Origin of the sequence: Legionella sp. (assembly GCF_047605385.1) — a bacterium.
In the GTDB taxonomy this organism is placed as follows: domain Bacteria; phylum Pseudomonadota; class Gammaproteobacteria; order Legionellales; family Legionellaceae; genus Legionella.
Window position 1 is genome coordinate 1 of the sequence record NZ_JASGFU010000051.1, and the last position, 18897, is coordinate 18897.

Genomic DNA, 18897 nt, shown 5'->3' on the forward strand with positions numbered 1-18897 from the left:
ACACCCTCATCCCCAACCCTTCTCCCGCTTGCGGGAGAAGGGAGCTCAAAAATTAAAATGGGACAACCTTGGGGGCTTACGAAAAATTTTTCATAAAGATTTGCGCTTGCTAATAGTCACTAGACCAACAGTAACAAGTATATAAATCATCTACAATCGATATAGTTCATTCTATCGATGCGATACCACGCGCATACTGAATAAAGAGACGTTTAATAGGCATAAATCCATTACAAAAGTCTAAGCCTAAACCACGTAAAGTAACCACCGGAGCAAAGGAATTACTAAATAATCGTTTAAAACCTTCCATCAATGCAATCGTTTGCCACACAGCCTGTTTACGTTCACGCTGATATCTACCTAACACTTTTTTTGAAACTAAAGTTCCAGATGAAGCATCTAGACATTCTAGCCAGGTTTCAATATCTGCCAACCCCACATTTAAACCAAGCCCTGCTAAAGGATGGATAGTATGTGCTGCATCCCCTAGTAAGAGCCAACGACCCCCTACATATTGTTGGACATGACGCATTTGCAAAGGAAATTGATGGCGTTTACTTAATACGTTAACCTTGCCTAGTGTACACGCGAATGCTTTTGTAAGTACTTCATCAAACTCTGCATCCGTAAATGTCATTAATTTTTTCGCATGCTCAGGATCTGTGGACCAAACAATTGAACATTGTGATGCATTAGCTAAAGGTAAAAACGCTAATGGGCCATCGGGGTTAAACACTTGATATGCGGCTTGTTGATGTGCTTTCTCAACAGCAACCGTAGCGACTATTGCTTGTTGATGATAAGGCCAACTGGTTACTCCTACTTTGAGTTTTTGCCGTGCTGGCGAATTAGCGCCATCAGCAATCATCAATAATTGCCCTTGCCATACTTGCGCCTGACTGCTTAAATACACAGAAGATGTTTCCGTCCGTATTTCATCCACACAACAATTAGGAAAAAGTGTAATCGCGGATAATTCAGTAACTCGTTTTAATAACGCTTGCTTCAGTATTGATTCTTCGATGATAGTACCCAAATAGGCTTCTGCCACATAGCGCGAATCAAAATCAATACGCGCACCACTTTGCGCATCCCAAACATGCATCTGTCCATAAGGAGCTATTCGCTGTGCATCTAAATTTTGCCAAGCACCTAATCGCGTTAATAAATTTTGTGAGACTTGATTAATCGCATAAACACGTAAATCAGGTTTAGACATATCAATGCTAAAAGAACCTGCATCAATCACGGCAACGCGATAATTACGCTGCGCCATAGCCAAAGCAGCACTTAAACCAACAATACCACCCCCAATGATTAATACATCAAATTCCACACTCATTTTCTATGCCCTTCTACTTTCTTGCAGTGCAATTTCACAGACTAAATCTGGAACCACACCACCAAAACCACGTGCATAACGTGTTAACAGTTTTTTTAATACCGGAATATTATCTAAAGCCATTAAACCTAAACCTCGTACATGCCCAAGTCCAGGTAAGCGGCTAGTAAACAGCTGAATTAATCCATCTGTAAAGTAAGTAATTATTTTTTGATCATCAGCTCTTAATTGAATATAGTGTCGTAACATTTCTCGATTAAGACCTTGTTTGGCAATACATTGAGCTAAAGTGGCCACATCACGTAGACCTAAATTAAACCCTTGACCAGCCACGGGGTGCAACGTATGCGCAGCATTACCAATAAACACCATAGCACCTTTTACTTGTTGTGGCATCAATACCTGTTGCAAAGGAAAAGACGTACGCTTACCCGTTTTAACAAAACGTCCTAATCGATAACCAAAAGCCTGTTGCAGTTTTTGTAAAAACTCCTCATCGGACAAGGACATAATCTGCTGCGCATTTTTAGGTGGCATAGCCCAAACCAAAGACATACGCTGCTCTTGCATGGGTAATAAAGCCAAAGGCCCATGAGCAGTAAAACGTTCATAGGCACGACCAGCATGAGGTTTACTTAAACCGATATTAGCCACAATAGCATTTTGCAAATAAATTTTGGTTTTTGAAGGTAAACCACAACAGCGGCGAGCGGTAGAATGGGCACCATCAGCAGCCACAATTAATTGTGCCTTAACTTTTATTTCTCCCGTATCAGTAGTAAGGGTTACCACCGTTGTCTCTAAATCAATAGATTTTAAGATGGCAGGAGCAAGAATCTGATGTGTGGGAAGCAATTGATATAAAGCACGATTAAGGTATTGCATTTCCACCACATAACCCAATGGTTTCTCTTGTGTTCCGTGTAAGCGAGAAGTACCAAAATGATGTTGTTCAGAAACATGAATTAACTCAATTGGCGTTGCATATTCTTGCACGTATGTCCATACCTCAAGCATGGATAAAATTCGCTTACTTGATGGTGATAATGCGAGTGAGCGCGCATCAAAGTCAGGATTTATTTTATGCTCTAAAGGCTCGGCATCAACTAACAAAGTATTATATCCCAATCCTTGCAAAGCAAGTACTAGAGTTGCACCAGTTAAACCGCCACCAATGATTAAGATATCAACCTCTTTATTCACCACGCATTAAAGCCTCAATTGCGGCAACATCCACTGGTAATGCGCCAGTTAATACTTCATAACCGCTTGCGGTCACCAAAACATCATCTTCAATACGTACGCCAATCCCCCTCCACCGCTTATCAACACCGGGAATATGCGAGCTAATGTATAAACCAGGCTCCACTGTTAATACCATACCAGGCTCTAAAGAACGCCAATCACCATTAATTTTATACAAACCACTGTCATGTACATCCAGGCCGAGCCAGTGGCCAGAATTATGCATATAAAACTCTTTATAGGCTTCGCTGATAATTAAATCATCCACATCTCCTTTCAGGATACCTAATTCACATAAACCTTCAGTTAAAATGCGAATAATGGTTTGTTGCACAACATTCCAGGGGCAACCCGGTTTAATAACAGCAATACCTGCCTTTTGTGATTTTAACACCAGTTCATAAATACTTTTTTGTTCCAGGCTAAATTGACCACTAACTGGAAAAGTCCGAGTAATATCTGCAGCATAATTTTCATATTCACCACCAGCATCAATAAGCACCAAGTCACCGGCATGTAGCGGTTGATTATTATCGGTATAATGCAAAATGCAGGCATTTTCACCGCTGCCTACAATAGGATCATAAGCAACATAGCGACAACCTTGACGGGTAAATTCATAATTTAATTCCGCCTCAAGCTGATATTCATAGTGAACATGCTTGCATTGACGCATAGCACGAAGATGAGCTTCTACAGAAATACGTGCTGCCTGACGCATTAACTCTATTTCCGCCTCACTTTTAAATAAGCGCATTTCTCCTAAAATAGGTTCTAAATCACAAAGACGTTCGGGAGCTTTAACACCACGCCGCACTTGATTTTTAACAACCAGCATAGCGTTTGTAATGATTGTTTCCAGCTCAGAATGACGCGCGATGGCATAATATATTGCAGATTTGCCAATAAGCAATTGAGGTAATTGTTCTGCAAGACTAATGAGCGGAAATGCTGCTGCCATCCCCAACTCAGCACCAGCGCCTTCTTGTCCTAAACGAATTCCAGTCCACCGCTCTTCTGTCGGATTGCGTGGGCGATTGAATAAAATACTGTGATCTTTATCTCCAGCAATCACCACTAATAAGGCATCAGGTTCATTAAACCCGGTGAGATAGTAAAAATTACTGTCTTGGCGAAAACGATAATACGTATCACCATTACGCGGCGCTTCCTGAGCTGCCGGAATAATGGCGATACTGCCTTCTGGCAAATCTTGCGCTAATCGTTTTCTGCGCGTCTTATATTCTTGCTGAGTAATCATCTACGCATCCTTCATTAGTGAGTACGGCTTGTCCCACGATCTTCTTGTTGATTCATTACTAAATCACTATGCAAACGAATAACGGCCATGCGTGCATATTCGCTTACTTCAACGAGTGCACGCTCATCTTCTTCGTCAATATCTAAAGTATCACAATCCAGCTCTGCAAATTCCATCATATGCTGCAAAGCATCTTGTGCCTCTTCGTCATGAAATCTCTCAATAGTGACACCCGCTAAGGTAAGTGTCTGTGTAAATCCCTCACACCATTCACTAAACGCTTTTGCTCTTGTCATAAGTGATTCACTGTCATCAGGAAGTAACATTTGAAAATTAAAATCAAAATGCGCAATCTGTTGTTGGCTTATTGAAAAAACTTCAAACATAGCAAAAATTGCTTTACGGCTGTGTTCGTCTTTTTTATTATTCAACAAGGTACGAATATAGGTTTCACCTTGGGTATCAGCACCTGCACAAAGATAACCGCACATCATGCCATGTAAAAAACTTGCAGAGACAGGTAATGATAAAAAAACAATGGCATCAACAAAGCGGTCGTATTCAGGCAAAGATAAGTGTTCGCTTTCTGCAGACATAATCAACTCATATGTAAAAATGCTTCATGATAACCGATTTAACGTACCGGTTCACCTCACTAATTGCTGCTTGCAAACAAAATTGTTACTATTTACTTTGACCTATAGCGGTGTAAAGGCTTTATCATGACGCAAATAAAAACATGTTCCATTAAATTATTAGACAAAACTTATGAAATAAAATGTCCAGAAGGTGAAGAAGCTAATTTATTATTGGCTGCACAAAAACTCAATAGTCAGGCAATTATTAATAAAAAGAAAGCAAAATATCTGGATAATTTCCATACGTTATTACTTTCTGCGCTTGATATAAGCCACGAGCTGGTCTTATGTAGAACCCAGCAAGCACAGCAGCACCACCAGGTAACGCAATTTATTTCCTCATTGGAAAATAAAATTAACAAAATGGTTAATGGCGAAATGGAGCACACTTACGAAAAAGAATAAAAGTCACTGCTGACAGCACAAACGCCAACAGCTTCAATAGGATGTAACATTTAAAAGGAATTAATTCATGAGACGCCAATGGTATATCGGCTTTGGGGTAGCTTTACTGATTGTATTTGCAGTGTTTGCCATGTTGCACAGCCTCTACTGGTTTATTGCCTTTATGATGCCCTTAGTCCTTTTATGGATTTATGATGTCACGCAAAAAAAACATACCATTTTACGCAATTTTCCAGTTCTTGGGCATGTACGTTATTTTTTAGAATTTATTCGTCCGGAAATTCAACAATACTTTATTGCTACGGATGAAAGTGAACTCCCCTTCAATCGTGAAGACCGCTCCTTAATTTATGAGCGCGCAAAAAATACACGCGATACCATTCCTTTTGGTACCGAGCGCGATATTTTAAGTGTTGGCTACACTTGGGCTTTACATTCTTTAGCACCCAGGCATTTCTCAGAGGTAGAACCACGAATCATGGTTGGCGGGCCTGATTGTCTACAACCTTATAACGCTTCGCGGCTTAATATTTCAGCAATGAGTTTTGGGGCTTTATCTGGAAAGGCGATCATGGCGATGAATAAAGGAGCTTTACTGGGCGGCTTTGCGCAAAATACTGGGGAAGGTGGTTTAAGCGCGTATCATTTACAAGGTGGAGATCTTATTTTTCAATTGGGAACTGCTTATTTTGGTTGTCGTGATACCAAAGGGCATTTTAACGAAGAGGAATTTGTTATTGAAGCGAATCGCAAAGAAGTAAAAATGATTGAAATTAAACTGTCACAAGGCGCTAAACCCTCTCATGGAGGGCTCTTACCAGCAGTTAAATTAACATCCGAAATTGCCAAAGCAAGAAAAGTACCCTTAGGCAAGGATGTTTTATCCCCCATTGCCCATACCGCCTTTAACACACCAATTGGTCTATTGCAATTCGTAAAAAAATTACGTGATCTTGCCAATGGCAAACCGATCGGATTTAAATTATGTCTTGGTCGTCGCGATGAGTTTTTAGCCATCTGCAAAGCCATGTTACAAACCAACATTCTGCCTGATTTTATTACCGTAGACGGTGCAGAAGGTGGCACTGGTGCAGCGCCTCTAGAATATGCGGATTTTATTGGCACACCTTTGGAGGCCGGTTTAGTATTTGTCCATAATGCGTTAGTTGGTGTTAATTTACGTGACAAAATTCGTATTATCTGCAGTGGTAAAGTGACTAATGGCTTTGATTTAATAACCAATATAGCCTTAGGTGCTGACATGTGTAATGCCGCACGGGCGATGATGCTTGCTACTGGATGCTTACAAACCAAACTTTGCAATGCCAATACCTGTCCTACAGGAGTTACCACGCAAAATAAACGCCTACAATATGGTTTAGTCGTGGATGAGAAAAAGCATCGTGTTGCTAATTTCCATAGCAATACGATTAATAGTTTTTTAGAAATGGTAGGAGCATTGGGATTAGAGAATCCCAGTGATTTACGGCCCGGACATATTATGCGCCGTACAAGCGTTGAAGAGATCAAAACTTTTGATCAAATATACGATTATTTATCTCCAGGACAATTGTTAGGGCCGTATATCTCAGAGAGTTATCGTCAATATTGGGAAATGGCTAATCCAGAACGATTTTAATACTGCAGTATTATTTATTATAACTTTTAGGTTTTATTCTCTAGGAGTCTGTTGACATTTTGTTTTTGAATCGAAAACGAACTGTCAACAGAACTTAAACTATTTCCATTTAATATTACAGCCAATACTAGGCTTTTGATCGGCACTAACTGTCTTACCAGCAAGAATACAATCTAATGCATTTTGCAAATGCTCACCAGTTAATGGCTTATTATTTCCAGGAGTAGATTCATCCAAACACCCACGATACACACATAATAGATCTTTATCAAAAATATAAAAATCAGGCGTGCATGCTGCTTTATAAGCCTTGGCAATGTCTTGACTCTCATCGTATAAATAGGGAAATGAATAATGTGCTTGTTCTGCTTCGAGGTGCATTTTATCAGGTCCATCTGCAGGATATTTTTCTACGTCGTTCGAACTAATCGCGATAAAGACAATGCCTTTAGGTTGATATTTTTCTGCCAATTCAACTACCTTAGGTTGCACATGCTTCACATAAGGACAATGATTTGACAAAAACATGATTACTGTAGCAATAGCTGATTTACTTTCTGCAAGCGATACCATTTGCTCATTGCGCGTATCGATTAAAGTAAACTCAGGCGCTTTACTTCCCAAAGGAAGCATATTTGATGGGGTTGCTACCATAATATTCCTCATTAATTTTAAGATATTCTTATTGCAAATTATTGACAATTTGGACTGAATACCCAGTATTTCCATAATACCCAAAGTATATTGACTTTGATCAATATGAAAATGTTATAATCTTCTTAACCCGATGGCGAGCGATTTTCGAACCAATGCTAACAGCATGGGAAGCATCCTGAAATCGGTGTTGTGCACGCCCATTTTAAATGGGAAGCCTGAACCGATTCATCCGCTGCCCACTTGAACCTTAGGGTTCAAAATCCATACCCGTCGGGCTACCTTTTAATAGTTGTTCTTTCAGTAATAAATATTGATCCCGCACCTTAGCCGCTGCTTCAAACTCCATATTTTTTGCATGCAAATACATTTGTTTTTCTAAGGTATTAATATGCTTCACTAATTCTTGAGTAGACCAATGTTCATATTCAGAAGTCACCTCGGCAACTGCCTGCTTGCCACGTTTACCCACATAGGCACCTTCCATAATGTCTTCTACTGACTTATTAATACCTTTAGGGGTAATACCGTGTGCTTCGTTAAATGCTTTTTGCTTGTCACGGCGACGATTCGTCTCTTCTAAAGCCCGTTGCATAGAGCCAGTAATTTTATCCGCATATAAGATTGCCCGCCCATTCATATTTCGCGCGGCACGACCAATTGTTTGGATTAGTGAGCGCTCTGAACGTAAAAACCCTTCTTTATCCGCATCAAGAATCGCAACTAAAGCCACTTCTGGCATGTCTAGGCCTTCACGTAATAAATTAATACCAACCAAAACATCAAAAACACCTAGACGCAAATCACGAATAATTTCAACTCGCTCAACGGTATCAACATCCGAATGCAAATAACGAACTTTTATCCCATGCTCATTTAAGTAATCAGTTAAATCTTCAGCCATACGCTTGGTTAAGGTAGTCACCAATACACGCCCGCCTCGTTGAATGACTTGTCGTGATTCAGACATTAAATCATCCACCTGAGTACGTATGGGACGAATTTCCACTTCAGGATCCACCAACCCGGTTGGCCTTACCACCTGTTCGGCAACATTATCACAATGCTCTTGTTCATAAAGCCCTGGAGTTGCTGAAATATAAATAGTTTGTGGTGAGCGCGCTTCAAATTCTTCAAAACGTAAAGGACGATTATCCAAAGCAGAAGGCAAACGAAAACCATATTGTACCAAGGTTTCTTTACGGGAACGATCTCCGCGATACATACCACCAATTTGTGGCACAGTAACATGTGACTCATCAATGATTAATAAGGACTCTGGAGGCAAATAATCAAATAAAGTCGGTGGTGGCTCCCCAGCATTACGCCCGGAAAGATAACGGGAATAATTTTCAATCCCAGAACAATAACCAAGCTCCAACATCATTTCAATATCAAATGCTGTACGCTGTTCCAAGCGCTGAGCTTCAACTAATTTATTCTGAGCATTAAATTCGGCTAAACGATGTTGTAATTCTTCTTTAGCTAATTCTATGGTTTCTAAAATACGTTCACGTGGAGTTACATAATGAGTTTTTGGAAAAATGGTCACTCGCGGTAAACGTTGGATAATTTCTCCAGTTAAAGGATCAAATTGGGCGATGTTTTCAATTTCATCATCAAATAATTCGACCCGAATCGCTTCTTTTTCGGAATCTGCAGGGAAGATGTCGATGACATCACCATGTACACGAAATTGCCCACGCTCTAATGTCATATTGGTACGGGTATATTGCATCTCTGCCAAGCGTTGCAAAATTTTACGCTGACCGATGTGTTCTCCACGAGAAAGATGTAATACCATACGCAAATAAGAATCAGGATCACCCAAACCATAAATGGCGGAAACAGTGGCAACGATGATTGCATCTTTACGTTCAATTAAGGCTTTAGTTGCAGACAAACGCATTTGCTCGATATGATCATTGATGGAGGAGTCTTTCTCGATAAAGGTATCCGAAGCAGGTACATAAGCTTCTGGCTGATAATAGTCGTAATAGGAAACAAAATATTCCACCGCATTATCAGGGAAAAAGGCTTTGAATTCACCATAAAGTTGCGCAGCAAGCGTTTTATTGGGCGCCATGATTAAAGTAGGTCGACGCATCGCCTGAATCACATGTGCTATAGTAAATGTCTTACCAGAGCCCGTTACCCCTAAGAGGGTCTGTTTGGCCAAACCTGATTTCAAGCCTTCAATTAGTGAGGCAATAGCCGTTGGCTGATCCCCAGCAGGCTGAAAGTTAGCGTAAATTTTAAACAAATCTTTCATAATCTAATAAGTATATCGCATAGGAGCAATAAATGGATATCGCATTAGCACAACGCGTGCAAAAAGTTAAACCTTCTCCGACTTTGGCTGTAGCCGCAAAGGCAACCCAAATGCGTGCCCAAGGTAAAGACGTCATTAACTTAGGCACCGGTGAGCCTGATTTTGACACACCAGACTACATCAAGGAAGCAGCAATTACTGCCATTAAACAAGGATTTACCAAATACACAGCAGTAGATGGGATTCCTGAGCTCAAAGAAGCAATTCAAAATAAATTTAAGCGCGATAATGGTCTTGAATACCAAACCAATCAGATTCTAGTCTCTGTGGGGGGGAAACAAAGCTGTTACAACCTGTGCCAGGCCTTATTAAACCCAGGCGATGAAGTGATTATCCCTGCACCCTATTGGGTTTCTTACCCAGACATGGTGTTATTGGCTGAAGGCACGCCGGTAATTATTTCGAGTACTCCAGCACAACGTTATAAAATTAACACTCAACAATTAGAACAAGCAATTACGCCTAAAACACGCCTGATTTTCTTAAACAGCCCATCAAATCCCTCAGGTGTTGCTTACACATTAGCAGAGTTAAAAGCCTTAGGCGAAGTATTGAAAAAGCATCCACAAATTGTAATTGCCACTGATGATATGTATGAACACATTATTTGGAGCCAAACTTTTGTTAATATTCTTAATGCTTGCCCCGAATTGTATGACCGCACTGTAGTATTAAATGGTGTTTCCAAAGCATATGCCATGACTGGCTGGCGCATTGGCTATGCCGCAGGCCCTGCGAAGCTCATCAATGAAATGAAAACCATTCAATCCCAATCCACCTCAAACCCTTGCTCCATCGCACAAAGGGCAGCGGTTGCCGCTTTAAATGGCGGAAATGAAAGTGTATTAGCAATGGTTGAAGCATTTCACCAACGCCACAACTACGTAGCTGACCGCCTGCAAAAAATTCCTGGTATAAAAGTAATCCCTGCTGATGGCACTTTTTACATTTTCCCAAGTGTGCAGACAATCATTAAACAACGTGACTATGCCAATGACATTGAGTTTGCAAATAAATTACTCACTGAAGCAGGTATCGCTCTAGTCCCTGGCTCTGCATTTGGTAATGAAGGCTGCATTCGCTTGTCCTTTGCCACCAGCATGGAAATTCTAAAAGATGCTTTAAACCGGCTGGAACGCTTCTGCAGCTAACTCCAAAATCACCTGCCGCTTAAGAGCAGGTGATTTTTTTTCTTTTTGGAGAATATACAACCAAAAGACAAACTTTCTAAAAATTATTATAAAATATGCTTGACCACGTAGCAGAATCGATTTAAGATTCTGCCCACATTCCCCGGTAGCTCAGTCGGTAGAGCGGATGACTGTTAATCATTAGGTCACAAGTTCGAGTCTTGTCCGGGGAGCCAATTAAATCAAGTAGTTATAAAAATCCCACCGAAGTTAGAAATTTTCATGTAGAAGCAATGTAGAAAAGATATCTATCTTCATGAGCTAAGGAGTAGCGGTTCGTGTGTGATGTATTTAATATTTTGGCCATTCTCTTATCTCCTTTAGTTGCATTACAAGTGCAAAAAATTCTGGACAATCTTTCGGATAAAAAACGCAGAAAAGAAGATATATTTAATACTTTAATGGAAACTCGAGCTCAACCATTGTCCTTTGAGCATGTTCGGGCTTTGAATAAAATAGATGTTGCCTTCTATAAAGATAAATCTATTATGCAGAGCTGGAATAACTATCGGGATCATCTTAATTCATTCCCTAAAGATGCAGGTGAAATAGAGCAAAAAATATGGACAAATGAAATACCAGAAAAATTGGTTAAAATGCTTTTTGAAATGTCGAAATTATTAAATTATGAATTCGATGAAGTTTTATTGAAAAAAGGAGCCTATTCACCAGTAGCCCATGGATATTTGGATTCTGAGCAAGCAATAATTAGAAAAGGATTAGTTGAGTTATTTGCTTTTCGTAAACCCCTAGCAGTAAGTCTTGTTAATAACCCGGAAAAGCAACATGAAGAAACATAATTAAAATATTATGCTAAATTCATAGTCTCAATGAACCTTATTCGCCTATATATGCTAGCCGCACTGAATTTAAGGGATTAAGATGTTAAAAAAACCAGATGAAATTAGAAACCTGACCAAACTAGGATTTGAACTTTCATTATTTATTGGCTTTATTACTTTAAATATTTATTTTTTTAATATCCAATTTTTCCCCATAGTGGATTTATATTCTTTTGCTTATTTAGCAATAGTAGTAGCTTGCTTAGGTATATGGATTTTTATAGTAATGGTACTGCCATTTAGTTGTGGCCCTTATCTATGGATGGAGTTGCTTAAAAAAAAGGGAATATGTGAACTTATTTTTAAAGAAGAGGCAGATGCGTTTATAAACTCTGGAAAGAAAGATTTTATTAACTTGACAGATAAAGCACGACTAAGATTGCTCTTTTATTATGTAGGTTCAATTATCGCTGTATATCTTTCACTACTAATTATATTTACTAAACCATCTTGGGTTTTAGGGGCCTATTTTTTACTTGGCAGTATGATGAAATTTTATCTATTCAATAATAAAAATGATGAACAAGTCTCAGAAGATAAAAAACTGGAAAATAGTTGGGGTAACTCCAAGTGTTTTTTAATTTTAAAAATTTATGGAGCTTCAATCATACCTGGAATTTGTCTGTTACTTCCAACCCTTATGCTAATAAAATTCTCGTTTATTAGAGATGAGATGCTTTCATATTTTTTTATATTTACATTGATATTTTTGTCTGGAGTAAGCTTGATGCCATTAGTAAAGAACTGGCGAGCAAGCTCTTGGATAATAACTGTATCAACTGTTGTGATACTTTTTTCATTACTTTGTTTTGATGGGTTTGGAGTGCTCTCTAAAAAAATTGTGCGCATCTATAAATTCGGCGCAATTGAAAATGTTTCGATTGGTGTTGATGATATCGGTTGTCAAATTTTTAAGAAGAAAAATCCCATTGTTGAATGTAATCCCAAAGATAAAGTATTTCCTATCAAAAATGTAAATGTGTTATGGCGCGTTGGAGAGTACTATGTTGAATTTGTCGGACCGAATCGCCGTCACGAGGAAGTAATATTATCTAGTACCCATGTATACCATCTTGACCCAATAGAGCTAACCAAAACTGAAAAATCTAATGATCACAACGAAAAGTTAACTTCCTAGAGGATAAGCCATGCAACAATTAATCCGTCCTAAAAAACTTAATCCTGGAGATAAAATTGCAGTGATCAGTGCTTCATGGGGTGGTCCTGGTACTTTTCCTTATCGTTATGAAGCAGGTAAGCAACGACTCAAATCTGTGTTTGTATTGGAAGTTGTTGAAATGCCGCATGCATTAAAGGATGCTGATTGGGTATACCGAAATCCTAAGGCTCGCGCAGAAGACTTAATGCAAGCGTTTTTAGACCCCTCTATCAAAGGGATTTTCTCCACGATTGGTGGAGAAGATGCCATAAGGTTATTACCTTACATTGACTTTGAAATCATCCGTAAAAATCCAAAAATAGTTTTAGGCTATTCTGACAGTACTGTGTTGCATTTTATTTGTTTAAAAGCAGGAATCGCAAGCTTTTATGGTACATCAGTAATGACAGGTTTTGCAGAAAATGTAGCAATGCATGAGTACACAGTAAGTGCGATAAAACAGAGCTTTTTTTCAACGGATAAAGTAGGTACTATTCCCAGAGCAAGTGAAGGATGGACTAAGGAATATTTAGATTGGCAAAAACCTTCCAATCAAATGATACAAAGAAAGCTTGAACCTGAAATGAAATGGGAGTTTATTGGGTGTACTGACAAAATAGTTAAAGGACGTTTATTAGGCGGCTGTGTTGAAGTATTACAGTTTATCAATGCAACCGAAATTTGGCCTTCACTAGATATTTGGGATGGATGTATTCTTTTCTTAGAAACTTCAGAAGAAGGTGTTGCGCCATTATTTTTAAAACGCTTCTTACGAAATTTAGCTGCCCAAGGAATACTAGCTAAAATCGGAGGTATTTTATTTAGTAAACCTGGGGGGCAACAGATCCTGGCTCCTGAATTTAAAGACTATGGAAAAGCTATTTTGGCTGTATTTGAAGAATATCAATTACCTCAAGTTTCTGTAGTAGTTAATATGGACTTTGGACACTCTGATCCAATGTGGGTGATGCCTTATAGCTGTTTAGCCGAGATTAATCCAATGGAAGAGACCGTTAGTTTATTAGAAGGAATGGTTATCTAAGAACTCGTTACTAAACTAGTTTTTAGGCTATATCTTGTTTTAATCACGTATAGAAACGTGCTAAAAAAACTTGTCATCATTAAAAATGTCAAAGATAAAATAATTACTTTATTCCCAAAGTTATTGAGTAAAATTCCAATCATATAAAATGCACCGATTGAGACCAGCATTGAAATTGTACTAATGAGTGAATCAAAAGTTGCCCTAATGTCATTGCTGATATTTTTATGTAGTAATGCGCTGATAATAATTGAAGGGTATTTAAATAACATAAAACAGGAAAGAAAGAGGATGATAGGGATTATTTTATAGATTTCATTTCCGTTATATCCTATTAGATAGCTTGTAGCAGCAACGAAAAAAGCCATAAAGAATAAGCTTATTTTTAGTGAGTTTTTCTTTTCAGCAAAGAACGATCCTAGTGCTTGAAATACTAAAATGACGGCAAAAAAAAGTCCATATACTATTGCATCTGAAGTATGCTCACCTAAATAATCATAAATGATTACCTGCCAAAATTGGGCTAAAATTTGAAACACAGTAACAAGTGAAATATTAGCAATAAATAAAATAATGATGTTTTCAACTCTCAATACATTAAATAAGTTCTTGAGGTGCAACCTCGTTTTATTTAATGGTTGGCTTTTTGATGTAGTGATATTAAATTTCTTTAAATCATTAGCTAAAAGAGAAAATAATCCTATTATTGTTAAAATAGAAGAAGCAACAAACCAGACGTATCGGGACTCCACAGTTACAAAAACACTGCCTAAAAGTACAGATACTACCATTAACAAGTTTTGATATTTAAAGAACTTGCCTAATGTGGAGTTATAATCATCCTTTCCTGTCTCATAGGTATAAGTTTCAACTAAGATAGGCAACATCACCGCATTAAAAATTGCCAAAGACAAACCATTAAAAAATTCTGCTGCAAAGAAAATAGAAGCTGTATTACCTATGGCAGTTAAAAACATCCAAATGGCTGCAAGAAAAATTGAAATCAGTATGAAAGGAAACCTATTATTGCACCTATCAATGATCACCCCTACCGGAACTTGAATAAGTACTATTACTATTCCTTGAAACGCCTTTAAAAAGGAGATGTCCGCAATAGTTAACCCGTGATTGGTTAAATATAAAGAAGAGTAGCCACCGACTAGCATTCTTATACTTGAAAATAATATGGTATAGATTAATAGCCTGTAGAATAATTGCATTTATAAAACCAACTTATACTGATATATTATTCATGCGGTTAAAAAGGCTGAATACTCGTTCCATTTCATCAATTTTAAACGAAGATAATTGCTCCCCAGCAAAATAAAAATCAAAGAAATCAAGTGCTTTATCTGGGTGGTTTCTGTTCTTGAACGTATTGCCTAAATATATAAATATTTTATCTATAAGGAGAGGATCCCAATCAATGATTTGTTGATGCTTACTTTTTATAATCTCTTTTGTATTTTCTACAGTTAGTTCTTCAAGGTGAATAAAATTAAAACGCCTTTCAAAAGCTTTATCGTTAACAAATATAGCTGCTTCATCGATTGTCGTAGCGCCAATCATTTGAAACTCTGCGCGCATAAGATAGGGCTTTAATATATCAGCACCTGATATTCCCCCATCAGAATTTCCTGTATTTAATATCGTATGGGCTTCATCAAAAAATAAAATTTTCTTGTGATTTAAAGCCTCATTAAGAATATCATGAAATTTTTTTTCAAATTCGCCACGATATTTAGAGCCAGATAGTATGCTGCTAATGTCTATGTAGTAAATATCTAAGTTTAGAATATGCGCAATCGATGCAATAAGGAAGGTTTTGCCTACTCCAGGTTCACCGATGAGCATTATATTATTTTTATAATTTCTTTTAAGACAAATTTTTATAAGTTCTTGCTCTTGTTCTCGATGAAGACAGGGTTCTGGTTTTAAATTTTTTAAATTATACCCGTGCTTGTGAAAAAGGTTGTTGTCATTATTTTTATTCTGAGTTCGATACTGCGTTAAATAACTGGATAGAAGATTTGAATAAGTAGATTCGCACTCTAATAAATAGTCAAACACATTTTGTAAGCTGGTATTAGATCCATACTCTTTAAATATTTTTTCCAAGAGAACAGTATCGTCATTTTCCTTAAAAATCTGCCAATCAGTGTTAAGTGGAACATTAGTTTTATGTTCCACAAGAGATAGTAAATTAAATAAATTAACAGGTACATTCCCTGTTTGTTCGACAAGTTCAGTTACTTTAATAGAAGAAAAAGACAAACTACACCTCAGTAATACAGGAATTTAGTGTATTTGTATCAAAATTAAATACGCGATCAATTAGCTGACAAGGTAAGAAATTAGTTAAAAATTTTATTACTTCCAGAGCAACCAGTTTTCCAGCAATAGCATTGTATGGGTCAATGATCGTTGCAACTAAACCAGAATTTATTAAATCAGTTTTCTCTTTTTCTGAGTCTGAAATATTTGCTTCTTGTATTTCGGATTGATTAGGGAAAATTTCTTTATAAGTTCTTGTCTTGTTAGGTATGATTAGTGGGCCACAGGTTATTTGATTAAAAGAAGGTAGTCCAAAAATAAACGGACATTGCTTATTTTGACAGGCTTCATCGACGACATATACAATTTTTCCTCTTGGCGTATCTGCGCACAAAATTAAAATATCAAGGTCTTCTAAATGAGGCTCTAAATCTTGGGAACGAGTTACTCTTTGGTTAACTGTAATAATCTCAGCATGTGGGTTAACTAAGGTTAACTTTTTTTCAGCAACATCAAGCTTTTGTTTACCAATGTCGTTCTCATTATACAGCATTTGCCTCGCGGTATTGCTTAACTCAATGTGATCATGGTCAATAAGTGTTAGTTTTCCAATACCCATGGAAGCTAGTCCGTATGCTACATAAGAGCCAACACCGCCAACACCTAAAATGCCAACATGAGAATTCTTTATTTTTTCCTGAAATTGGATGGCATCATCAATATTATTGCCTTTAAGGGTAGCAAAGCTTTTGATCTGTCTATCAAATTTTATTAATTCTTTATCCGATAGGGTATGTTTAAATTCAGTTTTAAATTTTACAATATTGTTATCAATTAAAGTCTGAAAGACCTCATTAAATTCGTCTTCAGATACATCATGTTTGAAGAACAGTTGTTTATAAATTTCCTCTTTACCATTCATCCCAGATTTTTTTATTTTATAAAGTAAATCTATAAAAAATTCTTTTTCATCTATTTTAAGTGACTGGTCATCAGGCAGATGAATAATTATTCCGTTTTCATGAGATTGCAAATACAAATTTTCATTTAATTTTATCTATTTCATACAAAAACCACTATAAAGATTATTTCTGGCAATAATATTATTCAAATGAATGAGGTTATTAATTCAAATAAAATTACGCCAGAAATGAAGGCTAAGGAACCGCTGTAATTAAAGAAGCTTTTAAAGCAATTTTAGTTGCAGCAGAAATTTTAGAAATAGTTAGGGTTTTAGTTTTTGTAGTTGTTTTCATAACAATAACTCCTTTATTAATCCATAATAAAAACCAACTAACAAAGCTAGCTAGTTGGGCAAGATGTATCGAAGCATAAGAATAGCCTACAATAAATCTCCTTAAAGTAGATAGCTTTAGAAACTCTCTACAGAGCACAAGCTACTAAAGGCTAAAAGAAAAGTCAATCTCATTTTTGAATAAAAAACAAACAATTGCTCTTAATTATATGTATTTATTAAACATTTAAGTTCGAGGAGAGTAATAATTTTTTCCGGAATTATTTCTATACTAATCTGAATGACAGGATGATAGGTTATCAAGTAATGCTAATCTTTTAGCGTGGCTTAATTTATTAAATAAAATGATACATTTTGCTAACTCATCTTCCTCAGCATAAAAATAAGCAACAGGGGTTTTCAATATTTCACCAATACGCTTCAATGTAAGAAAATCAGGAGTATGTTTCCCTGTCTCATATTGATTCATGCGAGGACCAGCTGAAAATTCATCCATTCCCGAAGCCACTCCTAACTTTCTTTGAGATATCCTCGCAATTTTTCTAGCTTCTTTTAATCTTTTTGGCAGAGGTGAATCAACCATCTATATTAGCTCAATTAATTTAATAGAAATATAGATAAGAGATTCTTAGTTTTTGCCTTGACAATATAGTAAGGATTCCTTACCATTCATCTCAAATGAACAAAATACAATCATCATGGTTGTTTTTGATCATGCTTCCTGCTTTCCAAAATAAAAACAAATAACAAAAATATTGGAAGAGGCTATTTTTATTTCCATTGATTGTTATTGGGGTATGAAATGAATGAGCAGTTTGATTTGCATGAACTTAAGGTATTAGAGTGTATTTTTGTAGCTCGACACAGTAAAGCTGTTCCTATTGAAGAGAAATGTATAGTTAATTATCTAGAGGAATCTGGCTTTAAAAATCCACGAATGGTGGCACGCCTTGCATTCTTAAAACTAGAGAAAAAAGGCTATATCACAGAAATATATGATTTTGTTTCTGGTTATTTGCTTACAGAAGCAGGTGAAAAATTATTTTTAGATTGCTCAATGTCTGATAAGTTACAGATAGAGAAATCAGATGATGTTTAAAAAATCATCGATATTTAAAATCCTTCAAAAACTCTGGGAAGTATCTCACTTGATATCGCTCATGAGCATTGGAGGCATTACCTATGCTGAACAACCATTGATAACCAGTTCTGGTCCATTTTATTTACAAGGAGGAACCATGCCTCCAAATAAGGGAAAGTTAGAGGTTTCATTAGCATCACTACCTCTTGATGTGGCCCTTAAGGTAACATGTGATATAGAAAATCCAAGTTACAGCAAGCCCTATCCAGTAGTTATAACTACCACTGGAAGTATTAATGGAGTAAAGGCGCCATCAAACCAATATTTGCTCGATCACCAAATAAGTAAATATGCTGAAAGATTCATTATTAGAGTTGATTCAAATAACGGTCGTAGATGGCCACCGTATTTTGTATTTACCAACCATGATAATACTGATTCTGTGTATGTCACAAATTGCATAGCTATTTATGAAACGAACTAAGGTTTTTATATGGTAATCATTTTAAATCAAGCACCAATCGCTCTAGCAAAGAAG

The 18897-nt window shown here is 37.1% G+C and carries 17 protein-coding genes, 1 tRNA gene, 1 other RNA gene and 1 pseudogene; 10 read left to right on the top strand and 10 right to left on the bottom strand.

Features of this window, described 5'->3' with window-relative positions:
- Positions 1-166 precede the first annotated feature (166 nt).
- The 4 genes from QM652_RS10940 to QM652_RS10955 are packed head-to-tail and all read right to left on the bottom strand — an operon-like array spanning position 167 to position 4444.
- Positions 167-1342: an FAD-dependent oxidoreductase gene (locus QM652_RS10940; RefSeq protein ID WP_415075703.1), complete on the bottom strand. Its 1176-nt coding sequence runs from the start codon at positions 1340-1342 to the stop codon at positions 167-169.
- Positions 1343-1345: 3 nt separating this feature from the next.
- The gene (gene ubiH, locus QM652_RS10945; RefSeq protein WP_415075705.1) at positions 1346-2548 is read right to left on the bottom strand and encodes a 2-octaprenyl-6-methoxyphenyl hydroxylase; all 1203 of its coding nucleotides are present in this window, start codon (positions 2546-2548) and stop codon (positions 1346-1348) included.
- Positions 2538-3848: a Xaa-Pro aminopeptidase gene (gene pepP / locus QM652_RS10950; protein WP_415075707.1), complete on the bottom strand. Its 1311-nt coding sequence runs from the start codon at positions 3846-3848 to the stop codon at positions 2538-2540. Before pepP ends, ubiH begins: the two co-directional genes overlap by 11 nt.
- A 14-nt stretch (positions 3849-3862) precedes the next feature.
- Positions 3863-4444: a UPF0149 family protein gene (locus tag QM652_RS10955; RefSeq protein WP_415075709.1), complete on the bottom strand. Its 582-nt coding sequence runs from the start codon at positions 4442-4444 to the stop codon at positions 3863-3865.
- A gap of 126 nt (positions 4445-4570) precedes the next feature.
- On the opposite strand from QM652_RS10955, the gene QM652_RS10960 reads away from it, so the two are divergent.
- Together QM652_RS10960 and QM652_RS10965 are read left to right on the top strand one after the other, a co-directional pair.
- Positions 4571-4891: a cell division protein ZapA gene (locus tag QM652_RS10960; RefSeq protein ID WP_415075711.1), complete on the top strand. Its 321-nt coding sequence runs from the start codon at positions 4571-4573 to the stop codon at positions 4889-4891.
- 67 nt (positions 4892-4958) lie between these two features.
- Positions 4959-6530, top strand: coding sequence for an FMN-binding glutamate synthase family protein (locus tag QM652_RS10965; protein ID WP_415075713.1), 1572 nt, complete (start codon positions 4959-4961; stop codon positions 6528-6530).
- A 99-nt stretch (positions 6531-6629) separates the two neighbouring features.
- On the opposite strand, the gene QM652_RS10970 is transcribed toward QM652_RS10965, so the two are convergent.
- Positions 6630-7184, bottom strand: a complete 555-nt coding sequence (locus tag QM652_RS10970) for a thioredoxin family protein (protein WP_415075715.1) — start codon at positions 7182-7184, stop codon at positions 6630-6632.
- A 124-nt stretch (positions 7185-7308) separates the two neighbouring features.
- Here QM652_RS10970 and ssrS point away from each other — a divergent pair.
- A non-coding RNA gene (gene ssrS / locus QM652_RS10975) (6S RNA) lies at positions 7309-7468 on the top strand.
- On the opposite strand, the pseudogene uvrB reads toward ssrS, so the two are convergent.
- Positions 7468-9456, bottom strand: a pseudogene (gene uvrB, locus QM652_RS10980) (excinuclease ABC subunit UvrB); the annotation flags it as partial. The gene ssrS and the pseudogene uvrB overlap by 1 nt on opposite strands.
- 32 nt (positions 9457-9488) lie before the next feature.
- On the opposite strand from uvrB, the gene QM652_RS10985 reads away from it, so the two are divergent.
- From QM652_RS10985 to QM652_RS11005, 5 genes are all read left to right on the top strand, one after another.
- Positions 9489-10667: a pyridoxal phosphate-dependent aminotransferase gene (locus QM652_RS10985; RefSeq protein WP_415075717.1), complete on the top strand. Its 1179-nt coding sequence runs from the start codon at positions 9489-9491 to the stop codon at positions 10665-10667.
- A 139-nt stretch (positions 10668-10806) separates the two neighbouring features.
- Positions 10807-10882: transfer RNA gene (locus QM652_RS10990), tRNA-Asn, on the top strand.
- Positions 10883-10984: 102 nt separating this feature from the next.
- The gene (locus tag QM652_RS10995) at positions 10985-11506 is read left to right on the top strand and encodes a DUF6680 family protein (protein ID WP_415075719.1); all 522 of its coding nucleotides are present in this window, start codon (positions 10985-10987) and stop codon (positions 11504-11506) included.
- 82 nt (positions 11507-11588) lie between these two features.
- On the top strand, positions 11589-12686 hold the full coding sequence (locus QM652_RS11000) for a hypothetical protein (protein ID WP_415075721.1): 1098 nt from the start codon (positions 11589-11591) through the stop codon (positions 12684-12686).
- A 10-nt stretch (positions 12687-12696) separates the two neighbouring features.
- A complete protein-coding gene (locus QM652_RS11005) occupies positions 12697-13749 on the top strand; it encodes a S66 family peptidase (RefSeq protein ID WP_415075723.1) in 1053 nt (350 codons plus the stop codon).
- On the opposite strand, the gene QM652_RS11010 is transcribed toward QM652_RS11005, so the two are convergent.
- The 4 genes from QM652_RS11010 to QM652_RS11025 all read right to left on the bottom strand — a co-directional run bounded on the left by QM652_RS11010 (position 13746) and on the right by QM652_RS11025 (position 17861).
- Positions 13746-14969, bottom strand: a complete 1224-nt coding sequence (locus tag QM652_RS11010; protein WP_415075725.1) for an MFS transporter — start codon at positions 14967-14969, stop codon at positions 13746-13748. The genes QM652_RS11005 and QM652_RS11010 overlap by 4 nt on opposite strands.
- A gap of 13 nt (positions 14970-14982) precedes the next feature.
- On the bottom strand, positions 14983-16023 hold the full coding sequence (locus QM652_RS11015; RefSeq protein WP_415075727.1) for an AAA family ATPase: 1041 nt from the start codon (positions 16021-16023) through the stop codon (positions 14983-14985).
- 1 nt (position 16024) lies between these two features.
- Complete coding sequence (locus QM652_RS11020; RefSeq protein WP_415075729.1) at positions 16025-17056, bottom strand: HesA/MoeB/ThiF family protein; 1032 nt, start codon at positions 17054-17056, stop codon at positions 16025-16027.
- Positions 17057-17549: 493 nt separating this feature from the next.
- Positions 17550-17861, bottom strand: a complete 312-nt coding sequence (locus tag QM652_RS11025; RefSeq protein WP_415075731.1) for a helix-turn-helix domain-containing protein — start codon at positions 17859-17861, stop codon at positions 17550-17552.
- Between the two features lie 219 nt (positions 17862-18080).
- Here QM652_RS11025 and QM652_RS11030 point away from each other — a divergent pair, with 219 nt between their 5' ends.
- The gene (locus QM652_RS11030) at positions 18081-18377 is read left to right on the top strand and encodes a hypothetical protein (protein WP_415075733.1); all 297 of its coding nucleotides are present in this window, start codon (positions 18081-18083) and stop codon (positions 18375-18377) included.
- Positions 18367-18843, top strand: a complete 477-nt coding sequence (locus QM652_RS11035; protein ID WP_415075735.1) for a hypothetical protein — start codon at positions 18367-18369, stop codon at positions 18841-18843. The genes QM652_RS11030 and QM652_RS11035 overlap by 11 nt, the downstream gene beginning before the upstream one ends.
- Positions 18844-18897: the final 54 nt, after the last annotated feature.

Coding starts and splice junctions, on each gene's coding strand:
- QM652_RS10940 (WP_415075703.1), bottom strand. CDS start 1,342: ATGAGTGTGGAATTTGATGTATTAATCATTGGGGGTGGTATTGTTGGT.
- pepP (WP_415075707.1), bottom strand. CDS start 3,848: ATGATTACTCAGCAAGAATATAAGACGCGCAGAAAACGATTAGCGCAA.
- QM652_RS10955 (WP_415075709.1), bottom strand. CDS start 4,444: ATGTCTGCAGAAAGCGAACACTTATCTTTGCCTGAATACGACCGCTTT.
- QM652_RS10960 (WP_415075711.1), top strand. CDS start 4,571: ATGACGCAAATAAAAACATGTTCCATTAAATTATTAGACAAAACTTAT.
- QM652_RS10965 (WP_415075713.1), top strand. CDS start 4,959: ATGAGACGCCAATGGTATATCGGCTTTGGGGTAGCTTTACTGATTGTA.
- QM652_RS10970 (WP_415075715.1), bottom strand. CDS start 7,184: ATGGTAGCAACCCCATCAAATATGCTTCCTTTGGGAAGTAAAGCGCCT.
- QM652_RS10985 (WP_415075717.1), top strand. CDS start 9,489: ATGGATATCGCATTAGCACAACGCGTGCAAAAAGTTAAACCTTCTCCG.
- QM652_RS11000 (WP_415075721.1), top strand. CDS start 11,589: ATGTTAAAAAAACCAGATGAAATTAGAAACCTGACCAAACTAGGATTT.
- QM652_RS11005 (WP_415075723.1), top strand. CDS start 12,697: ATGCAACAATTAATCCGTCCTAAAAAACTTAATCCTGGAGATAAAATT.
- QM652_RS11010 (WP_415075725.1), bottom strand. CDS start 14,969: ATGCAATTATTCTACAGGCTATTAATCTATACCATATTATTTTCAAGT.
- QM652_RS11025 (WP_415075731.1), bottom strand. CDS start 17,861: ATGGTTGATTCACCTCTGCCAAAAAGATTAAAAGAAGCTAGAAAAATT.
- QM652_RS11030 (WP_415075733.1), top strand. CDS start 18,081: ATGAATGAGCAGTTTGATTTGCATGAACTTAAGGTATTAGAGTGTATT.
- QM652_RS11035 (WP_415075735.1), top strand. CDS start 18,367: ATGATGTTTAAAAAATCATCGATATTTAAAATCCTTCAAAAACTCTGG.